Source organism: Anoxybacillus andreesenii, from assembly GCF_030813005.1.
Taxonomy (GTDB): domain Bacteria; phylum Bacillota; class Bacilli; order Bacillales; family Cytobacillaceae; genus Robertmurraya; species Robertmurraya andreesenii.
Genome location: NZ_JAUSTU010000011.1, coordinates 1 through 19728, shown reverse-complemented (window position 1 = coordinate 19728; position 19728 = coordinate 1). Strand labels below are relative to the sequence as shown.

The window sequence follows — 19728 nt, the reverse complement described above, 5'->3', positions numbered from 1 at the left end:
CCTCCTTAGGAAGGATGAAATTCTTTTTTGTAATTTAATTCTAACAACAAATCTTTTGTAAATATACAGTTATCACGCTATTTTTAAAGAGAACTTAATAATTGAAATAAAATGTTCAAAAATCATTTGTAACGTTATCTAATAGGGTAGGCAAAAGGAGGCATATTCATGACAGATTCCTTAAAAAACCTAGCATCGATTGATAAAGATGCCTTCAGCCATGATTTGATTTCGTGGTTTACCGAGGAGCAAAGAGAGCTTCCGTGGAGAAAGGATCAGGATCCATATAAGGTATGGGTTTCGGAGATTATGCTGCAGCAGACAAGAGTGGATACGGTCATTCCGTATTTTAATCGATTCATTGAGCAGTTCCCAACCATTCAGGATCTCGCTCAGGCTGAGGAAGAGAAAGTTCTCAAGGCATGGGAAGGGCTGGGCTATTATTCTCGTGTAAGAAATCTTCAGAGTGCTGTAAGAGAGGTTCATGAGAAGTATGGTGGAACCGTTCCTGCTACTAAGGAAGCGATTTCGACGCTTAAAGGGGTGGGTCCATATACAGTGGGAGCGATTTTGTCGATTGCTTATGGTATACCTGAGCCAGCCGTTGATGGAAACGTCATGAGGGTCATCTCACGGATTTTATCGATATGGGATGATATTGCCAAGGCATCCACAAGAAAAATATTTGAGGAAGCGATTCGCACGTTAATTTCGGAGGAAAATCCTTCTTATTTTAACCAAGCCTTGATGGAGCTAGGGGCGCTCATCTGTACTCCAACCTCTCCGTCCTGCTTATTATGTCCAGTAAGGGAACATTGCCATGGATTCCATGAAGGAGTGGAAAATGAACTTCCGATCAAGACAAAAGCGAAGAAGCAGCGACTTGTCCATTTGGCTGCCGTTATCATTAGGGATGACGAAGGAAACACCGTCATTCACAAGCGCCCAAGTGAAGGATTGCTCGCAAATATGTGGGAATTCCCTAATGTTGAGATCTCTTTACCTTTTTACAGGGACAAGGGTTATATTGAATCCTTGCTTTTGGAGCAATTCGGAATTAAGGTCAAGATGGCACAAGCAATAAGTCGAATTGAACATGTATTTTCACACTTAAAATGGGATATTCAAGTGTTTGAGGGGAAATTGCAGGGGCCAATTGAAGAGGTAGAGGATTTAAGGCTCGTTTCCCCAATTGAAATCGATGAGTTTCCATTTCCTGTATCACATCAAAAAATAATTCAGCACTACAAAAAAGTGGAAGGGGATGTTACCCATGACGAATAAAGTTGCATTGGTGACGGGAAGTAGCCGTGGAATTGGAAAGGCAACTGCTCTTCGTCTCGCAGAAGCAGGCTACGATATTGTCGTCAACTACGCTAGAAGTAAAACGGCGGCACAAGAAACGGCCGAAGAGATTGAAAAGCTAGGAAGAAAGGCATTAGTCGTGAAAGCTAATGTGGGTGATGTTGAAAAAGTAAGGAAAATGTTTGAAGAAATTGATGCAACATTTGGTCGCTTGGATGTGCTTGTAAGCAATGCGGCTTCAGGGGTCCAAAGACCGATCATGGAGCTTGAGGAATCCCACTGGAATTGGACAATGAATATCAATAGTAGAGGCCTTCTTTTTTGTGCGCAGGAAGCGGCGAAGAGAATGGAGAAAAATGGCGGTGGAAAAATTGTTAGCATTAGCTCATTAGGTGCCATTCGCTATTTGGAGAATTATACAGCAGTTGGCGTGTCGAAAGCAGCAGTTGAAGCTTTAACTCGTTATTTAGCTGTTGAGTTAGCTGAGAAAAATATTGTGGTCAACGCTGTCTCAGGTGGCGCGGTCGATACTGAAGCCCTGAAATCCTTTCCAAATCGGGAGGAGCTTTTAGCTGAGGCAAGGGCGAAGACGCCAGCGGGAAAAATGGTTGAAATTGATGATATCGTAAATACGGTGATGTTTTTGTTAAGTGACGAAGCTAGCATGATTCGAGGTCAAACAATCATTGTCGATGGTGGAATTTCATTGCTTGTGTAAATTTATTAAAAAGGTTGGATAGTAACCTCCAAATCGGGACAAATTAATGATCGTGGAGGTGATAACAGTGGCAAAACCAAACAAATCTCAATCTGGAACTAATATTCAACAGGTTCGCCAGCAAAATGCACAGTCAGCACAAGGCGGACAAGGACAATTTGGCACTGAGTTTGCAAGTGAAACCAATGCACAAGAGGTAAGAAAGCAAAACCAGCAAGCTGAATCTAACAAATCCCAAAATGCTGGCCAATTTGGTCAGGAATAGCGTAAATATACTTAAGAGAAATGCCCTTTCTTGAACGAGAGAGGGCATTTTTCTAGTTTCGCCGATATATTTGATTTAACGCTGATATCATCCCGAAGCTACCATTCGACAAAACCTCCGATTACCCTACATAACTAGTCAAAGGAATCCCTATCTGTTCCTCGAATATATTTAGTGCGAATACTTAATTCAATTTTAAGGACGGTGTTTTTGATGAAGGACTTCAGCCGTTTAGTTAGTGAACAAATGGAAACAATGGAAAAATTGTTATTTCTTCAATCTGAAATTGAACGATGTCAAGAAATCGAGAATGAACTTAGAGAGCTGCAGGAAGAAGCAAAACGAGAATCTGTTTGCGCTGAAATTGAGAGGAAGAAGAAAGAGCTTAAGGAAATTCATGATATTTTTGAAAAGCAGACTGAAGAGCTAATTCAGTCCTATCAAGACACTGCTGCCCTTGTATGAGTAAAGCTAAAAGCATAATTTTGTGAGGAGGCATTGAAATAAATCAATGCCTCTTTGTTTTAAATTCTGACTTTTACCGTTATAATAATAGAAAGAGAAACTGGACAGGTTATAGATATTTCAAGTGTTCGGAGAATGAAAGTAGGGAGAAAAAATGGATGTACCTCTGGAGGGTGAACCGATACAAATTCATAGTTATAAGCATAATGGCCATATTCATCGGATATGGGAGGAAACAACGGTTCTAAAGGGAACGCAAAATTTAGTCATAGGTGGAAACGATCGGACAATCGTAACTGAATCGGACGGAAGAACATGGGTGACGAGAGAGCCCGCAATCTGTTATTTCCATTCACAAATATGGTTCAATATTATTGGAATGATTCGTGAGGATGGAATTTACTATTATTGTAATTTAAGCTCACCGTTTATCTTTGATGGTGAAGCTTTAAAATATATCGATTATGATCTAGATATTAAAGTCTATCCTGATATGACCTTTAATTTACTGGACGAGGACGAATATGAGCGCCACCGTAAGGAAATGAAGTATCCAGAAGTGATAGACCAAATATTAAAGGCGAATGTGGATAAATTAATTCGCTGGATTCGTCAAAGAAAAGGTCCATTCGCTCCGGACTTTATTGATATTTGGTATGAAAGATATTTAACTTACAGACGCTAAGAATGGAAAAAGCTTGAGATTACGCCTGTTGACATCGTTTCAACAGGTTCATTTTTTGAAATGAACAGGTTCATTTTTTGAAATGAACAGGTTCATTTTTTGAAATGAACAGGTTCATTTTTTGAAATGAACAGGTTCATTTTTTGAAATGAATGGGTTCATTTTTTTAGAAACTATTATATTTTGTCGTTGAGCGACGTATCGCCTTATACGTGTACGTTCATTAAGTTATTCGTACCGAATAAAACCCATTCACGCACACGTATAAGGCTGCATTTAAGATATCATTTGAAAAATAGAGAGTTTTCATCTAGGGGGAAAACAGGTTGGGCAGTATACGCAGATATATGAAGTTTGTGGCGCCATATCGAGTTCAAATCTTTGGGACAATTGTTATCGGCATCATCAAGTTTGCCATTCCCTTACTCACGCCACTATTAATTAAATATGTCCTCGATGATATCGTTGGCAACGACCTATTATCCATGGATGAAAAGGTCACAAAGCTTGTTGTTGTGATGTCTATAATGTCTATTATTTTTCTGATTCTACGTCCACCGATCGAGTATTATCGACAATATTTCGCACAATGGACCTCAAGCAGAATTTTATATGATATTCGAGATAAATTGTTCACTCATATCCAAAAGCTAAGCTTTAAGTATTATTCCAATACAAAAGCGGGAGAGGTTATTTCTCGGGTCATTAATGATGTCGAACAAACGAAGGTATTTGTCATTACTGGACTAATGAATTTGTGGCTGGACTTGGCCACGATCGTGATCGCTGTCATCATTATGCTGACGATGGATGTTTCCTTGACCATCGTTTCTGTTATTCTTTTTCCGTTTTATGCCTTTTCCATTAAGTACTTTTTCGGGAATTTGCGAAGCTTAACAAGAAAACGGTCACAGGCGCTTGCAGAGGTTCAAAGCTATCTGCATGAGCGTGTTCAAGGAATGCCGGTGATTAAAAGCTTTGCGATTGAGGATGAGGAACAAAAGCGTTTTGATGCGCAAAATAGTAATTTTCTTACCAAGGCAATTGACCACACAAGGTGGAATGCCAAAGCATTTGCCGTAGTTAATACGATTACGGATATTGCCCCACTTCTTGTTATTGGCTTCTCCGGCTATCAGGCGATCAAAGGAGAGCTTTCAGTTGGAGAAATGGCTGCTTTTATTGCCTATATTGATCGTCTGTACAATCCATTAAGGAGATTGGTCAATTCTTCTACCACTTTGACTCAATCATTTGCTTCAATGGACCGGGTATTTGAATTTATGGACGAGAAATATGATATTGATGACCGTCCTGATGCCATTCCTTGTGAGCATGTAAAGGGGCATATCAAAATAGAAAATGTAAGCTTTGCTTATGATGAAAAGGAAGAAAAGGTTCTAAAGAATATTTCTCTTGATGTGAGCCCGGGAGAGACGATTGCTCTTGTTGGGATGAGTGGCGGCGGTAAATCCTCTCTAGTCAGTTTGATTCCAAGATTTTATGATGTGACAGAAGGAAGAATTCTCCTTGATGGGGTGGATATTCGCTCCCTCAAGGTTCGGACACTTAGGGATAAAATCGGGATGGTTTTACAGGACAATATCCTCTTCAGCGAATCAGTTAAATCAAATATCTTGATTGGAAAGCCAGATGCAACCGATGAAGAAGTATTAGAAGCTGCAAAGGCGGCCAATGCTCATGAATTTATTATGAATTTGCCAGAAGGATATGATACAAAGGTTGGAGAACGAGGAGTCAAGCTCTCAGGTGGACAGAAGCAGCGTGTAGCTATTGCACGGGTTTTTATTAAGAATCCTCCGATTCTAATTCTTGATGAAGCAACCTCGGCATTGGATTTAGAAAGTGAGCATTTGATTCAGGAAGCACTAGAAAAGCTAACAAAAAATCGAACCACCTTTATTGTTGCTCACCGACTTTCAACGATTACACATGCCGATCGGATTGTATTAATCGAGAACGGTGAAATCGTAGAAATTGGGAAACATCATGAACTAATGGAAAAACAGGGGAATTATTATAAGCTATTTCAAATTCAACAGCTCGAAAATTGACGAAATAAGGATGTTAAGGCATATAGCTTTAGCGTCCTTTTTTCATATTCCGACAAAATAATTCAGAAATTTTAGTATATAAAAATAATTCAGAAAAATAGTGGACGGAACTTTATTTCTTTTGTAAAATGATGAATATTAGAGAAATAGAATTTTTGAAAGGGGTAAAGTTGTGACTCAAGCGCCAGTTTTAGATGTGAGAGAACTAAGAACCTCTTTTTTTTCTTCCGATGGGGAGATTCCTGCGGTTGATAATATTAGCTTTTCCGTAAAGAGAGGAGAAATCCTCGGCATTGTCGGTGAATCTGGCTGTGGTAAGAGTGTCACCTCTCTTTCCATTATGAAGCTAGTTCCGCAGCCTCCTGGAAAAATAGTTGGTGGGGAAATTCTTTTAAATGGAGAAGATATCGTTCCGGCTTCTGAAAGAAGAATGCGTCAAATTAGAGGGAATGATATCGCGATGATTTTTCAAGAGCCAATGACCTCCCTAAATCCATTATTCACCATTGGGAATCAGCTTACGGAAGGCATCATGCTACATAAAAAAGTGAAAAAGAAAGCGGCTACGAGGCTAGGGATTGACATGCTTAAGCTCGTGGGTCTGCCCCGGGCTGAAGAGATTATGAAGGAATATCCGCATCAGCTTTCCGGGGGAATGCGGCAAAGGGTAATGATTGCGATGGCCCTATCCTGTGATCCGAAGCTACTTATCGCTGATGAACCAACAACTGCTTTGGATGTGACCATTCAGGCTCAGATTCTCTCATTAATGAAGGAACTAAATCGAAAGCTAGATACGGCCATCATTATGATTACCCATGATTTAGGCGTTGTAGCTGAAATTTGTCAACGGGTGATTGTTATGTATGCGGGACAGGTTGTCGAGGAAGCAAGCGTAAGAGAAATCTTCAAAAATCCGAAGCATCCATACACCATCGGTTTACTAGAATCGGTTCCAGATGTGCGGGAGAAGAAAGAGAGATTATATTCCATCCCAGGAAATGTGCCAAGGCCAGGCTCCATTCATCAGGGCTGCCGTTTTGCAGCACGCTGTGATAAGGCCTTTGACCGTTGCTTTAACGAGAACCCGCCACTCTATCCATACGGAGATCGGCATGCTGTTCGGTGCTTCCTGCATGAATCAGGAGGTGAAGCCCATGAGTGATGTGTTGTTAAAGGTAGATAACCTGAAGAAATACTTCCCTATCAAAGGCGGAATATTTGGCAAAAGGATAGGGGAAGTGAAGGCAGTTGATGATGTTAGCTTCTATGTGAAAAAGGGGGAAACCCTTGGTCTTGTAGGAGAATCAGGCTGTGGAAAATCAACTACCGGACGAGCGCTAATGAGATTAATAGAGCCGACAGAGGGACAGGTGCTCTTTGAAGGGAAAGACTTGACGAAGCTAAATGCTGAGGAAATGAGGCGCATGAGAAAGGAAATTCAAATGGTCTTCCAAGATCCATTCGCTTCTTTAAACCCGCGACACACGATCCAGAAAATTCTTGAAGAGCCTCTCATTGTTCATGGAATCAAGGACAAGATGGAGCGAAAACGGAGGGTGAAGGAAATGCTGGAGGTGGTAGGGTTAAATAGCTATCACGCAAAGCGCTACCCTCATCAATTTAGCGGCGGACAAAGACAGCGTATTGGGATTGCCCGCGCCCTAATGACAAAGCCAAAACTCATTATAGCGGATGAACCCGTGTCTGCACTAGATGTTTCGATTCAGTCTCAGGTTTTGAATCTACTTGAGGATCTTCAGAAGGAGTTTCAACTAACCTATATTTTTATTGCCCATGATCTCGGGGTAGTCAAGCATATAAGTGATCGAATAGGGGTTATGTATTTAGGAAGATTAGTAGAAATGACCGAGGCAGAAAGGCTGTATGAAAAGCCTTCCCATCCATACACGAAGGCCTTACTTGCATCCATTCCAATCCCGGATCCAGATGTACAGAAGGAAAGTGAATTGTTAATGGGGGATCTGCCGAGTCCATCCAACCCTCCTAAGGGTTGTGCTTTCCATACCCGCTGTAGTGAATGTATGGAGGTTTGTAAAACGGTAAGACCAGAACTTAAGGAGATAGAACCAGGTCATTTTGCTGCTTGTCATTTATTTAACAGTGATAATCAGCATTGATGATAAAGAGGGAGAAATATTCTCAAAAAAAACAAAGGGGGATCAACATGCGACAACGGAAAGGAATTTGGGCAGTTGTATTCTTATTAGTGCTTTCCTTGGCTTTGGTAGGATGTGCTAAGGATAAAGCAGGCAATGATGCCAAGGAACCGAAGGATAATGATGATGGGAAATCAACCGAGGAAACTGCTTCTGGTGGGCAGCTTGTCTTCGGGCGTGGAGGAGACTCTACTTCCCTTGACCCTGCTACTACTACAGAAGGGGAAGCATTTAAAGTTACACAGAATCTCTATGAAACTTTGATTAACTTTGGTCCGCAGGATACAGAAATTCATCCGGGCCTTGCCACAGAGTGGGAGCAAAGTGAAGACGGATTAAAGCATACGCTTAAGCTTCGCGAAGGCGTAAAGTTCCATGATGGCACAGACTTCAACGCAGACGCAGTCGTATTTAACTTTGAGCGTTGGAAATCAGGAACTGGCGAAGAGTTCCCTTACTACAGCTCCCAATTTGGGGATAGAATTGCAGAGGTCAAAGCGGTTGATGAGTATACCGTCGAGTTCACATTAACCGCACCAATTGCACCATTTTACAAAAATCTAGCGATGTCACCATTTGGAATTGCTAGCCCAGCAGCTGTTGAGCAGCACGGGGAAAATTTCTTCAAAAACCCAGTTGGAACAGGTCCATTCAAATTTAAGGAATGGAAGGAAAACGATCGCATCACGATTGTGAAAAATGAAGAGTATTGGCAGGAAGGATTACCAAAGCTTGATGAGGTTATTTTCAGAGTTATTCCTGAGAACTCCGCTCGTCTGAATGCGCTCATGTCAGGCGAGGTTGATTTGATTGATGGAGTGAATTTCAGTGATAAGGAGACCATTGATGGCAACCCGGACCTTCAAGTGTTTGAACGTCCTTCATTGAATATTGGCTATCTAGGGTTAACGTCTACACGTAAGCCACTTGATAACAAGCTAGTGCGTCAAGCACTGAACTATGCGGTTAATAAGCAAGCGCTCATCGATGCATTTTATGCCGGTGCAGCGGAACCAGCAATCAACCCGATGCCGCCAGTAGTGGCTGGCTACAATCCAGATGTGAAGGATTATGATTACAATCCGGCGAAGGCAAAGGAACTTCTTGCTGAAGCGGGGTATCCTGATGGATTCGAGATGGAACTATGGGCTATGCCAGTTCCGCGACCATATATGCCAGAGGGACAAAAGGTAGCCGAAGCACTACAAAATATGTTTGCTGAAATTGGGGTCAAAGCGGAAATTGTAACGTATGAATGGGGTACTTACCTCGATAAAGCAGCGAATGGAGAAGCAGATACCTTCCTTCTTGGCTGGACCGGGGATAATGGAGATGCGGATAACTTCCTATATGTACTTCTAGATGAGGATTCGATTGGGTCCAACAACTACTCCTATTACAAGAATGCGGAGGTCCACGAGTTGCTTCTGAAAGCACAAGCCAGCCCAGACCAGGCTGAGCGTGAGGAGCTATACAAGCAGGCACAGGTCATTATTAAGGACGATGCACCGTGGATTCCATTAGTTCACTCTACCCCACTATTAGCAGGTAGATCAGATATTTCCAATTTCTTACCTCATCCGACAGGCTCTGATTTACTATCATCTGTTGAATACACGAAATAAGCCCTTTTCTTAAAAAAGGCTGTCTAAATAGCAACCATTACTTAAATAGCCAAAATAAAGGTAGAGGAAAAGGGGGTTGAAAGAATGACTCCCTTTTCTTTTTAGAGAGGTGTATATATGCTTTCTTATACGATCAAACGCCTTCTATCATCAATACCAGTTTTAATAGGTCTTATATTAATTGTCTCTTTCATGATTAGGGCGATTCCAGGAAATCCAGCACGGATGATTCTTGGACAATTAGCCACTGAGGAAGCGGTAGCAACCTTAACGAAGCAGCTTGGCCTTGATCAGCCTTGGTATCTCCAATTTTTTCAATATCTAGGAAACCTATTAACGGGAGATTTAGGGGTGTCCTTAAGGACGAAATCGCCAATCAGTGAGGAGATCTGGCCTTTCTTAGCGGCAACAGCGGAGCTCGCCTTCTGTGCGATGCTGATTGCTATCGTAATCGGTGTCAATGCAGGAATTATCAGTGCATGGTTCCAAAACTCCTGGTTTGACTATATCGCTATGATTCTTGCCTTAATTGGTGTATCGATGCCGATCTTCTGGTTAGGGTTAATGGAGCAATGGGTGTTTGCGATTAAGCTTGACTGGCTGCCGACCTCTGGCAGGGAAAACGTTCGAGATCCGATCGAGTCGATGACCAATTTCTACATCATCGATACCTTGCTGCAAGGTGATTTTGAACAGCTCTGGGTAGTTGTGAAGCACCTAATACTACCAAGTGTTGCGCTGGCGACGATCCCGATGGCGATCATCGCTAGAATTACTCGTTCGACCATGCTTGAAGTGATGAAGTCTGATTTTATTCGCACGGCAAGAGCAAAAGGGCTTCGTATGTTCTGGGTCGTGTACAAGCATTCCTTGAAAAATGCAATCATCCCTGTTCTGACCATCATCGGCTTACAGACGGGACTGCTTTTGGGAGGAGCAATCTTAACAGAGACGATATTTAGCTGGCCTGGAATTGGTCGCTATATATACGAAGCGATTAATTATCGTGATTATCCAGTCATTCAGTCAGGTATTCTGATCATTGCGTTGATTTTTGTCACGATTAACTTAATTGTTGACCTATTATATGCCGCTATTGATCCGAGAATTAAATATGATTAGGTAGGGGGAGAGGATATGGAGCTTACAACGAATAAGAATGCTCAGCTGCCGATTGAATCAATGGAAGAAAAAGCTGTCTCCCCCTGGTTAGAGGCCTGGAGGAGCTTTCGAAAAAACAAAATCGCTGTGGCCGGAACGGTTATTGTCTTATTTTTTATCGTGGTAGCAATTATTGCACCGGTTATTGCTCCAGAAGGGATTAATGAACAGAAGCTAGCAAAACGTCTATTATCCCCTTCGAGTGAGCATTGGTTTGGGACGGATGATTTTGGACGAGATATTTTTTCACGGGTGGTGTATGGGGCAAGAATTTCTCTATGGGTAGGGTTCGTAGCCGTAATGGGGTCGATTATTGTTGGTTGTCTCTTAGGGATTATTGCGGGCTATTATGGAAGATGGGTGGATGCTGTTATTTCGCGCTTCTTCGATATTTTGCTCGCATTTCCAAGTATTTTGTTGGCGATTGCCATTGTCTCTGTCCTAGGACCATCCTTGAAAAATGCGCTCATTGCCATCGCGATTATCAATGTACCGAACTTTGGCCGCTTAATCCGTTCTCGTGTATTAAGTGTAAAGCAAGAGGAATATATCGTGGCCGCAAGAGCGGTTGGAATGAAAAATAGTCGTATCCTCTTTCATCATGTGCTGCCGAATAGTGTGGCACCCATCATTGTTCAAGGAACATTAGCGATTGCAACGGCAATCATAGAAGCGGCTGCGCTGGGCTTCTTGGGATTAGGTGCAGGGGCTCCAAATCCTGAATGGGGGAAAATGCTAGCGGATGCGAGGCCATTTTTAATCCAAGCGCCATGGACGATGGTCTTTCCTGGCATTGCGATCATGCTTACCGTCTTAGGCTTTAACCTAATGGGGGATGGACTGAGGGATGCACTGGATCCACGGATGAAAAACTAGGTAAACTAAAAAACGAGAGCAGCTGACTGGTCAGCTGCTCTACTCTTGAGTCGGTTCTTCAATATTCACTTCATTCGCTTTTTTATGAAAAGACCTAAAGCTTGTGACAAGCACATCCAAATGGTCTAAATGCTCTTCGTAGTCAATCATAAATGAGATTAACTGCATGATATGGAAAAAGGTGATGTCATCTTCATCAATCATTTCCTTCTGCTTGGCGATGAAAAGACTGAACAATTCCTTGCGATTTAAGCAATATTTATCATCCTCAAGGGTTGTCTGGGGCTTTACCTTGCCAATGAATTTCAACATGATTCGTTCATGCCGATCGATTAAGAAATCAAGCTGATGCTGGATTTCAAGGTGGAAATCCTCCGGTAATTGAGAAACATCATTCTCAAAGCGGTGAAGCCTTTTTAGGATTTCAATCGCTTTTTTCGTTGTTTCAATCATTTGCCGATAGATGACAAGCTTCCTTGCTTTCGCAATCCCATTTTTCTTAAAATAATTTCTTTCTTCCTTATACATGATGTAGAGCTGATTAAGCTTAATCACATCTTCCTTCAGCTTCTTGATATCTTTTTTCAAAAACGTATGCTCTGAGGCGTGGCGTGAGTTAATCCGTATCCATCTAGTCGCTTCTTCTGTAGCAGTAGCAATTCGTAAATATAGCTTATTCTCATATTTTGGTGGTAAAAATACAAGGTTAACAATAAAAGCCGAGAGAATTCCAAGCATGATCGTTAAGAAACGAATGATAGCAAATTGGATAAATTGATCCCCAGGAGCCTCCATTATGGCAATCATGGTTACGAGCGAAAGACTAATGGTATTTGAGATGTTTAATTTTAGATTAATAGTTATGACGATGATTGCGGCTATTCCAACCACAGCCACACTATTTCCTAGTGTCAAAACAAAACCAACAGCAATAAGGGCTCCAATGACATTTCCTTGTATTTGCTCAATAATCGATAAATAAGAGCGATATATCGTTGGCTGAATAGCAAAAATGGCAGCAATTCCAGCAAATATTGGTGAAGGCAGGTGGAGAACCTGAGCAAGCAGCAGCGCAAGAACTATCGCAATCCCCGTTTTAAAAATGCGGGCACCAAGCTTCATAGTTAACTAATTCCTTTCTTAAGATCAAACAGCAATATTACATACTTTAAACCATTTTACAGTAGTTAACAATAGCTCTTTTTTCAAAGCGAAAAATTTCCTATAAAAAATTGCACCTCCAATTGTTAGAACAGGTGTCTCACAATTAGAGGTGCAATTCAAGTTCCGCTTTGCTTATTTTTCAGCTAGTTCTTTAAATGCGTTCTGTACAGCATGGATCGTTGCTTCCACGTCTTCCTTCGTATGGGCGATCGTTAAGAACCAAGCTTCATATTTCGATGGTGCGAGGTTGATTCCTTGCTTGAGCATCAGCTTGAAAAACTTTGCAAACATCTGTCCGTCTGTGTTCTCTGCTTGCTCATAGTTCTCGACCTTTACATCAGTGAAATAGACTGTTAAGGCACCTTTTAGACGATTGATGGTAATAGGAATTTGATATTCCTTAGCAGCAGCGACAATTCCCTCTTCAAGCAATGCGCCAAGTTCATCTAAGTAGTCGTAGACACCATCCTGTTTTAATACCTCTAGACAAGCGATTCCTGCCTGAATGGAGGCGGGATTACCAGCCATGGTTCCTGCTTGATAGGCAGGTCCAAGGGGTGCGACATGCTCCATAATCTCTTTCTTGCCACCATAGGCTCCGATCGGTAGCCCTCCACCAATGATTTTTCCCATTGCCGTCAAGTCAGGCTGAATACCTAGGAGATCCTGAGCTCCTCCATAGGTGAAACGGAAAGCGGTTATGACTTCATCGTAAATGACAAGAGCGCCAGCTTCATGAGTAAGATCATTCACTTGCTGCAAAAAGCCTTCCTTCGGCTCCACGATTCCGAAGTTACCGACGATTGGTTCAACAAGAACAGCTGCAATCTGGTCTCCCCATTTTTGTAAGGCTGCTTTAAATGGTTCGATATCATTAAATGGAACGGTGATAACCTCTTGCGCAATACTTTGCGGGACGCCAGCTGAATCCGGTGTACCAAGAGTGGAAGGACCTGAGCCAGCAGCAACGAGCACTAGATCCGAGTGTCCGTGATAACAGCCGGCAAACTTAATGACTTTATCCCTTCCTGTATAGGCTCTCGCCACGCGAATCGTTGTCATCACGGCTTCTGTCCCAGAATTAACAAAACGAACCTTCTCAAGATTCGGCATTGCTTCCTGGAGCATTTTTGCAAATTTTACCTCATGGGGTGTTGGTGTACCGTAGAGAACCCCTGTTTCGGCCGCTCTTTTGATGGCCTCTGTAATATGTGGATGGGCATGTCCAGTAATAATCGGGCCATAAGCCGCAAGATAGTCAATGTATTGGTTGCCATCGACATCCCAGAAGTATGCGCCTTGACCTCTTTCCATGACAACAGGAGCTCCTCCACCAACAGCTTTATAGGAACGGGATGGACTATTAACACCCCCAACTATGTATTGCAGGGCCTCTTCATGCAAGCGTTCAGAATTGGTAAACTTCATTCTATATCCTCCTAAATCGGGTCAATTAATTGTGTACGATGTTATTTTAGCACTAATTCGCCGTAATGGAATCGTAGGACATGCAGTTCTAAAAAGATTGAATTTTACGTATAAATGAACAAATAAATGCTACTGCAAGGGATGAAGGGTAGGATGGTCTTATATACCTCGTTAATCTTAATCATCATCTGTATTATCTCGAGTATACGTATTGTTTTTACCCCTTATAAAATCAAAGGAAAATTTGTATCCTTTGAGAATTTTCTGTTTCTTGGGGCCATTTATGCAACGATTATGATCAGTTTTGGACTTATGTACGCATTATTAGAAATGCATCATTACCAAGTTTTTGATGAACACTACACCACCGAGAAGGAATCCTTCCTAGGGAGACTAGAGACGAGTCTATATTTTAGTGCTATTACGCTCTTCTCCGTCGGTTATGGAGATATCGCCCCTATTGGTATTGGAAGGGTCATAGCTGTATCAGAGGCCCTTATTGGCTACACGATTCCTGCTGCATTCGTTGCGAGAACTGTTTTAGATAATAAGCGGTAGGTGCATTCCACTTGTTTTTCACCATTGAATTAGATACGCTTAAGCTATGATAGACCCATCTAATATATGGAAAAAAGCGGAGGGATACATATGGTTGTTGAAATTGGTCAAATGGCGCCTGATTTTGAGCTACCGGCAAGTAATGGAAAGATGGCCAAGCTGTCTGATTACAGAGGAAAAAATGTTATACTATACTTCTATCCCAAGGATATGACACCTGGCTGCACAACGCAGGCTTGTGATTTCCGCGATCAGCATCAAAGCTTTGAAGAGGTTGACACTGTCATCCTCGGGGTAAGCCCAGATCCAATTACTCGCCATGAGAAGTTTATTGAGAAGCATGGCCTGCCATTTTTGCTCCTCGCTGATGAAGAGCACCATGTAGCGGAAAGCTATGGTGTGTGGAAACAAAAACAGATGTTTGGCAAGGTATACATGGGGATAGAAAGGTCCACATTTGTCATCGACAAGGAAGGGAAAATTGCAAAGGAATGGCGTAAGGTAAAAGTAAAAGGCCATGTTGATGAAGCTTTGCAGTTTATAAAGGAAAATTTAACTTGATTGGTTATGCACCCTTTTGGGTGTTTTTTTGTGAGCAACCTTACTGGTTGAGAACTGTAGCTCATGAATGTTTTTTGTATTGATCTGGCTCTCAAACAGGATATAGACAATAAAGTGTAGAATTATTACGTTGGAGAATTTAAATGTCAATGTCACCATACCTATGCATAGTTTAACTTTTTTTGAAAAAATTTCAAAAAAAGTGAAGTAATTAGGCAGTTTTATACGTCTATTATGTATGATGAAAATTTTACTCGAGTTTGGCATGAGTTTTCTATGAAGGGAATATTATAGATTCGGCATAAGAAGAACGATTGGATGTTGCAGAATTTCGACTTAGGTGGTGATATTGAATGAATGAAAAATCAATCTACATCCTCTTAACAGATACGGGGACTTGGTTTTCAAAAATGATCAAGTTTTATACGAGATTTCCATACAATCACATTTCTATCGCTCTAGATGAAGGCTTAGACAATCTATACAGCTTTGGACGTAGGGTTTATCGGAATCCTTTTTCAGGTGGATTTGTGAAGGAGCGGATGGATCAAGGGGTATTTTTTCATCAAAAGGAAACGAAATGTGTTCTATACAAAATGACCGTAAATGAAGAGCAATATAATCAAATCCTGCGAGTGATTTACCAGTTTGAGAGTTTTGCTGCTAATTATAAATACAATTTACTTGGGATTTTTGCGATTGCGGTTAATCTGAGACTAAAACGAGATAATGCTTATACATGTTCTCAGTTTGTTGCAACTGTATTAAATATGAGTGGATTTGAGCTATTAAGCAAATGTCCAGAATTAATGAGACCCGATGATTTTCTCGAGATCCCTTCATTAGAGCTTATTTACGAAGGGAAGCTTCATGAATATCATTCATACTTTTCAGAGCTTGCTTCTTTTGGTGTTAGAAATGCAATAAGTGTCTAGTAAGAATGCAATTATATTATTTTATAGCCCTTTTTTATGAAGTGTGTGCGTATGTCCATTCAATTATACAAGTATTGAATATCCTTATATTAGGGCATACCTCCTCAGACAAATGTTATTTGCAGGTCTTTCTGGCCTGCTTTTTTTATTTTTTAAAGGATCATGACTTGAATGGTAGAAATATAATATAGAAAGAAGGGGGATGAATGAAATGAAAATCATATCTTCTGTTTTACCGAGTGATAAGCTTCAGGAGCAAATTCGTACAGCATTTCCTGATCTGGAGTTTCAATTCTTTAAGGGGATGAAGAGGGTTGCGGACAACTTCTGGGATGCAGAAATATTTATTACATATGGTGAGGATTTAACCGAGGAACATATTCGGAAATCAGACAAATTAAAGTGGATTATGGTGATGTCAGCTGGTCTTGAAAAGATGCCACTTTCTGCTTGTTTGGAAAAAGGCATTATTGTGACTAATGCGCGAGGAGTTCATAAGATTCCAATGGCAGAGTTTACTCTCAGCATGATGCTCCAATATGTCAAAAATACAAAGACCTTGTGGAAAAGGGAAGAGGAAGCAAATTGGGACAGAAGAGTCCCAATGGAGGAATTGGGTGATAAAACGCTATTGATCTTAGGAGTAGGTGCGATCGGTGGAGAGATTGCTCGACTTGCAAAGGCGTTTCGAATGAAAACAATTGGAATCAATCGAAGCGGCTCCGCTGTTGATTATGTGGACGAATTGTATAGGCTGGAGGAGATGCCTTTGCTTCTACCTCGTGCTGATTTTATCGTATCTGTCCTCCCAAGTACGGTGGAAACCACTTATCTTTTAACTTATGAACATTTTCAGCTAATGAAGGAAACGGCTGTTTTTATTAATATTGGGAGGGGAAATTTAGTTAGAGATGAGGTCCTCGTACGGGTCATGGAGGAAAATCAAATTGCTCATGCCTATTTAGATGTATTCGAAATGGAGCCTTTACCAAAGGAGCACCCGTTATGGAAGATGGAGAATGTGACTGTGACACCTCATATTTCTAGTTTGACAAAAAATTATTTACCTCGGTCATTTGAAATATTTGAACAAAACCTACATACATATATTAAAAAAGGCAATCAATATATTAACCAAATTGATTTAACAAGGGGGTATTAATAAGTTGTACATGTACATGAGTTAGAAATATTGACAAAAGTGGATTGTACCTAGTACACTAATTATAAATATTATAAAATAAGAATTCATACTAGAAATGAGGTGCATGGCGGTGTCACAGAACGAATTAAAAGAAGCTCTTGATACCTTAAAAGGAACTGGGGTTAGGATAACTCCACAACGTCATGCGATACTTGAATATTTAATAAGCTCTATGTCACACCCAACTGCAGACGATATTTATAAAGCATTGGAAGGCAAATTTCCCAATATGAGTGTGGCAACAGTTTACAACAATTTAAGGGTATTTCGCGAGGTTGGCCTTGTCAAGGAATTAACGTACGGAGATGCTTCAAGTCGTTTTGATTTTATTACCACCCACCATTACCATGTGATCTGTGAATCGTGTGGCAAAATTGTCGACTTCCATTATCCGGGTTTGGATGAGGTTGAACAGTTCGCTTCGCATGTAACTGGCTTTAAGGTAAGCCATCATCGTATGGAAATCTACGGCACTTGTCCTGATTGTGCAGGCAAGGAAGCACATTAACTGATAGTTTATGCTATCAGTTATTTTTTTTTGCTTTAAATGGATAATCAATATGCCTCGTAATAATTGAGTTTGCTTTCTATTAATATGGATCTGTTATATTTTGTTGTTGATTTACATACCGCCTTATACGTGTACGTTCTCGAGAGTTTTCGTACCGAATAAAACCAGTTCACGTACACGTATAAGGCTAAAAATTAACACTGTACATGAACATAGGCAATATAAAAAATAACCCGGTGGGTGCCGAGTTATTTCGCAGATGTTTCTTTTTTACTGTTATATTTTTCGTCAAATTCCTTACCTTCAAGCTTTTGATCAAGTGTTAATGGTTCGTTGCAGTGCATGCAAATGTCCACTCGTCCCAAAATCTTCGTTGGCTTTTGACAGCTCGGGCAAATGACTTGAACCGTTCTGGTTGAGAGCATTCCAATCCAAAAATAAACAACCGTGCTCGCAATAATGGACAAAAGGCCTAACAACATAAAGATTGTCATTAATATAGGCTTTTCTTTAAAAAATATTCCGAGATACATTACAATAAATCCGAGAAAGACGAGACTCAATGCAAACGTTCGAATTTTATTAATTTTACTTGAATACTTTGCCATGGTTGTACCCTCCTAAAGCAATACTATACCATAAAACGAAAGACGAATTAAATGCTTAAGAAAGCTTTAGGCGAAAAACGTCAAAATAAGAAGGAAATCATTTTTAGATCGTCGAAAATATAGGCTAACACATTAATGGGGGAATGACCGTGGAAAACATTCTTCGTTCCATATATCAGGAAAGAGCAAGTCAACCAGAAACTTTAGGGGTTCTCATGATCGAGAAGAGCCATCTTTCGATTCCAACTACCGACACATTTGATGCAATTCTTTTAATCATTGTAAAAGAAGCGGAGCAGCCTGTGTTTATCAAACATTATTCTTATCTTGATAAAAAAGCAGCTCTACATATAGTCACAGAAAAGCAATTGAGAACTTGGATCTTGTTGGGCTCAAATAAAAGAATCTTTGATTGGCTATATAATGGGAAGGTCCTATTTGATCGCAATGAATATGTCGCAGCATTAATGGAGGAATTAAAGGAGTTCCCGTTTTATGGACGAAAAATCAAGATGGGTCTCGAATTTGCGAAACTGATTCGTAGATATATGGACGGAAAGGCGTTCTTTGAACACCATCACTATCTTGATGCTTACAATCATGTTATTCATTCCTTGCATCATTTAGCAAGGCTAGCAGTGATCGAAAGTGGCTTTCACCCAGAGGTAACCGTTTGGAATCAGGTAAAGCAGCTTGAGCCCGAAATATACAAATTATATGTTGAACTCATCAACAGTGACGAATCGATGGACAAAAGACTGGAGCTTCTTTTTTTAGCAAGTGAATTTCTCATTCATTCAAAAACAAATATTGGTGCAAGTCATCTTTTACAAGTGTTACAGGAAAAAGAAAGCTGGACCTTTAATGAAATGCTCATTCATGAAGAGCTTGCGGAGTATTCGGTTGATCTTGGAATGCTACTTGAATATCTTGTTGAGCGTGGAGAAATAGAAGTAATCAATGTCCAAACAAAGGGAAGAGAAGTTTTTCATCGCAACTATCAGGTTGCAAAAAAATTATCCTAGAAAATTTAAAAAGGGTGTTGACCTTTTTGAGAATACTTGATATATTAATAACCGTCGCTGCAAAACAACAAAAAAATGTTTTTGTAGCCGATGGAACTGTTTAAAAAAGTTTTAAAAAAGTGTTGACGAATTTAAATCAACATGATATATTTAAAAAGTCGCCTCTGAGCGACAGAAACAAACTTGAGCGAATTTTTAAGTTGATTGTTCTTTGAAAACTAAACAAATCATACGTCAACGTTAATTCTAGTTGTTTTTAAAAACAACAAATTTTATGAGCTATTTCAACTCTTTATTGGAGAGTTTGATCCTGGCTCAGGACGAACGCTGGCGGCGTGCCTAATACATGCAAGTCGAGCGATATCTTTGGGGGCTTGCC

General features: G+C 40.6%; 20 protein-coding genes and 1 rRNA gene. 18 read left to right on the top strand and 3 right to left on the bottom strand.

Annotation, left to right across the window (positions count from 1 at the left end; translation table 11 throughout):
- Nucleotides 1-168 precede the first annotated feature (168 nt).
- The 11 genes from mutY to J2S07_RS12265 all read left to right on the top strand — a co-directional run bounded on the left by mutY (nucleotide 169) and on the right by J2S07_RS12265 (nucleotide 11355).
- Entirely contained in the window at nucleotides 169-1284 is a 1116-nt protein-coding gene (mutY, locus tag J2S07_RS12315; protein ID WP_307150710.1) for an A/G-specific adenine glycosylase, read from the top strand.
- A complete protein-coding gene (gene fabL / locus J2S07_RS12310; RefSeq protein ID WP_307150709.1) occupies nucleotides 1274-2023 on the top strand; it encodes an enoyl-[acyl-carrier-protein] reductase FabL in 750 nt (249 codons plus the stop codon). Before mutY ends, fabL begins: the two co-directional genes overlap by 11 nt.
- A 67-nt stretch (nucleotides 2024-2090) precedes the next feature.
- The gene (locus tag J2S07_RS12305; RefSeq protein WP_307150708.1) at nucleotides 2091-2288 is read left to right on the top strand and encodes a gamma-type small acid-soluble spore protein; all 198 of its coding nucleotides are present in this window, start codon (nucleotides 2091-2093) and stop codon (nucleotides 2286-2288) included.
- A gap of 213 nt (nucleotides 2289-2501) precedes the next feature.
- On the top strand, nucleotides 2502-2753 hold the full coding sequence (locus tag J2S07_RS12300; RefSeq protein WP_307150707.1) for a YgaB family protein: 252 nt from the start codon (nucleotides 2502-2504) through the stop codon (nucleotides 2751-2753).
- Between the two features lie 154 nt (nucleotides 2754-2907).
- On the top strand, nucleotides 2908-3438 hold the full coding sequence (gene ntdP / locus J2S07_RS12295; protein WP_307150706.1) for a nucleoside tri-diphosphate phosphatase: 531 nt from the start codon (nucleotides 2908-2910) through the stop codon (nucleotides 3436-3438).
- 326 nt (nucleotides 3439-3764) lie between these two features.
- Nucleotides 3765-5513: an ABC transporter ATP-binding protein gene (locus tag J2S07_RS12290; RefSeq protein ID WP_307150705.1), complete on the top strand. Its 1749-nt coding sequence runs from the start codon at nucleotides 3765-3767 to the stop codon at nucleotides 5511-5513.
- Nucleotides 5514-5685: 172 nt separating this feature from the next.
- Complete coding sequence (locus J2S07_RS12285) at nucleotides 5686-6678, top strand: ABC transporter ATP-binding protein (protein ID WP_307150704.1); 993 nt, start codon at nucleotides 5686-5688, stop codon at nucleotides 6676-6678.
- A complete protein-coding gene (locus tag J2S07_RS12280; protein ID WP_307150703.1) occupies nucleotides 6671-7654 on the top strand; it encodes an ABC transporter ATP-binding protein in 984 nt (327 codons plus the stop codon). Before J2S07_RS12285 ends, J2S07_RS12280 begins: the two co-directional genes overlap by 8 nt.
- Before the next feature lie 47 nt (nucleotides 7655-7701).
- Nucleotides 7702-9318, top strand: a complete 1617-nt coding sequence (locus J2S07_RS12275) for an ABC transporter substrate-binding protein (protein WP_307150702.1) — start codon at nucleotides 7702-7704, stop codon at nucleotides 9316-9318.
- A 117-nt stretch (nucleotides 9319-9435) separates the two neighbouring features.
- Nucleotides 9436-10440: an ABC transporter permease gene (locus J2S07_RS12270; RefSeq protein ID WP_307150701.1), complete on the top strand. Its 1005-nt coding sequence runs from the start codon at nucleotides 9436-9438 to the stop codon at nucleotides 10438-10440.
- A 15-nt stretch (nucleotides 10441-10455) separates the two neighbouring features.
- Nucleotides 10456-11355 (top strand): ABC transporter permease, encoded by a 900-nt coding sequence (locus J2S07_RS12265; protein WP_307150700.1) that lies wholly within the window; start codon nucleotides 10456-10458, stop codon nucleotides 11353-11355.
- A gap of 39 nt (nucleotides 11356-11394) precedes the next feature.
- Here the strand turns inward: J2S07_RS12265 and J2S07_RS12260 are convergent, their stop codons facing one another.
- Nucleotides 11395-12477, bottom strand: coding sequence for an FUSC family protein (locus tag J2S07_RS12260; RefSeq protein WP_307150699.1), 1083 nt, complete (start codon nucleotides 12475-12477; stop codon nucleotides 11395-11397).
- Nucleotides 12478-12651: 174 nt separating this feature from the next.
- The gene (locus J2S07_RS12255) at nucleotides 12652-13947 is read right to left on the bottom strand and encodes a glutamate-1-semialdehyde 2,1-aminomutase (RefSeq protein WP_307150698.1); all 1296 of its coding nucleotides are present in this window, start codon (nucleotides 13945-13947) and stop codon (nucleotides 12652-12654) included.
- Between the two features lie 153 nt (nucleotides 13948-14100).
- Between J2S07_RS12255 and J2S07_RS12250 the strand changes: the two genes are divergently transcribed.
- The 5 genes from J2S07_RS12250 to perR all read left to right on the top strand — a co-directional run bounded on the left by J2S07_RS12250 (nucleotide 14101) and on the right by perR (nucleotide 17713).
- On the top strand, nucleotides 14101-14505 hold the full coding sequence (locus J2S07_RS12250) for a potassium channel family protein (RefSeq protein WP_307150697.1): 405 nt from the start codon (nucleotides 14101-14103) through the stop codon (nucleotides 14503-14505).
- A 90-nt stretch (nucleotides 14506-14595) separates the two neighbouring features.
- Nucleotides 14596-15066 carry a thioredoxin-dependent thiol peroxidase gene (gene bcp, locus J2S07_RS12245; RefSeq protein ID WP_307150696.1) on the top strand — a complete coding sequence of 157 codons (471 nt, stop codon included), beginning with the start codon at nucleotides 14596-14598 and terminating at the stop codon, nucleotides 15064-15066.
- A gap of 353 nt (nucleotides 15067-15419) precedes the next feature.
- Nucleotides 15420-16001: a hypothetical protein gene (locus J2S07_RS12240; protein WP_307150695.1), complete on the top strand. Its 582-nt coding sequence runs from the start codon at nucleotides 15420-15422 to the stop codon at nucleotides 15999-16001.
- Nucleotides 16002-16212: 211 nt separating this feature from the next.
- Complete coding sequence (locus J2S07_RS12235; protein WP_307150694.1) at nucleotides 16213-17163, top strand: D-2-hydroxyacid dehydrogenase; 951 nt, start codon at nucleotides 16213-16215, stop codon at nucleotides 17161-17163.
- 112 nt (nucleotides 17164-17275) lie between these two features.
- Nucleotides 17276-17713, top strand: coding sequence for a peroxide-responsive transcriptional repressor PerR (perR, locus tag J2S07_RS12230; protein ID WP_307150693.1), 438 nt, complete (start codon nucleotides 17276-17278; stop codon nucleotides 17711-17713).
- A gap of 251 nt (nucleotides 17714-17964) precedes the next feature.
- Here perR and J2S07_RS12225 read toward each other — a convergent pair whose 3' ends face one another.
- Complete coding sequence (locus tag J2S07_RS12225; protein WP_307150692.1) at nucleotides 17965-18324, bottom strand: YgzB family protein; 360 nt, start codon at nucleotides 18322-18324, stop codon at nucleotides 17965-17967.
- 149 nt (nucleotides 18325-18473) lie between these two features.
- On the opposite strand from J2S07_RS12225, the gene J2S07_RS12220 reads away from it, so the two are divergent.
- Together J2S07_RS12220 and J2S07_RS12215 are read left to right on the top strand one after the other, a co-directional pair.
- Complete coding sequence (locus J2S07_RS12220) at nucleotides 18474-19349, top strand: nucleotidyltransferase-like protein (protein WP_307150691.1); 876 nt, start codon at nucleotides 18474-18476, stop codon at nucleotides 19347-19349.
- A gap of 292 nt (nucleotides 19350-19641) precedes the next feature.
- Nucleotides 19642-19728: ribosomal RNA gene (locus J2S07_RS12215) — 16S ribosomal RNA — on the top strand; the annotation flags it as partial.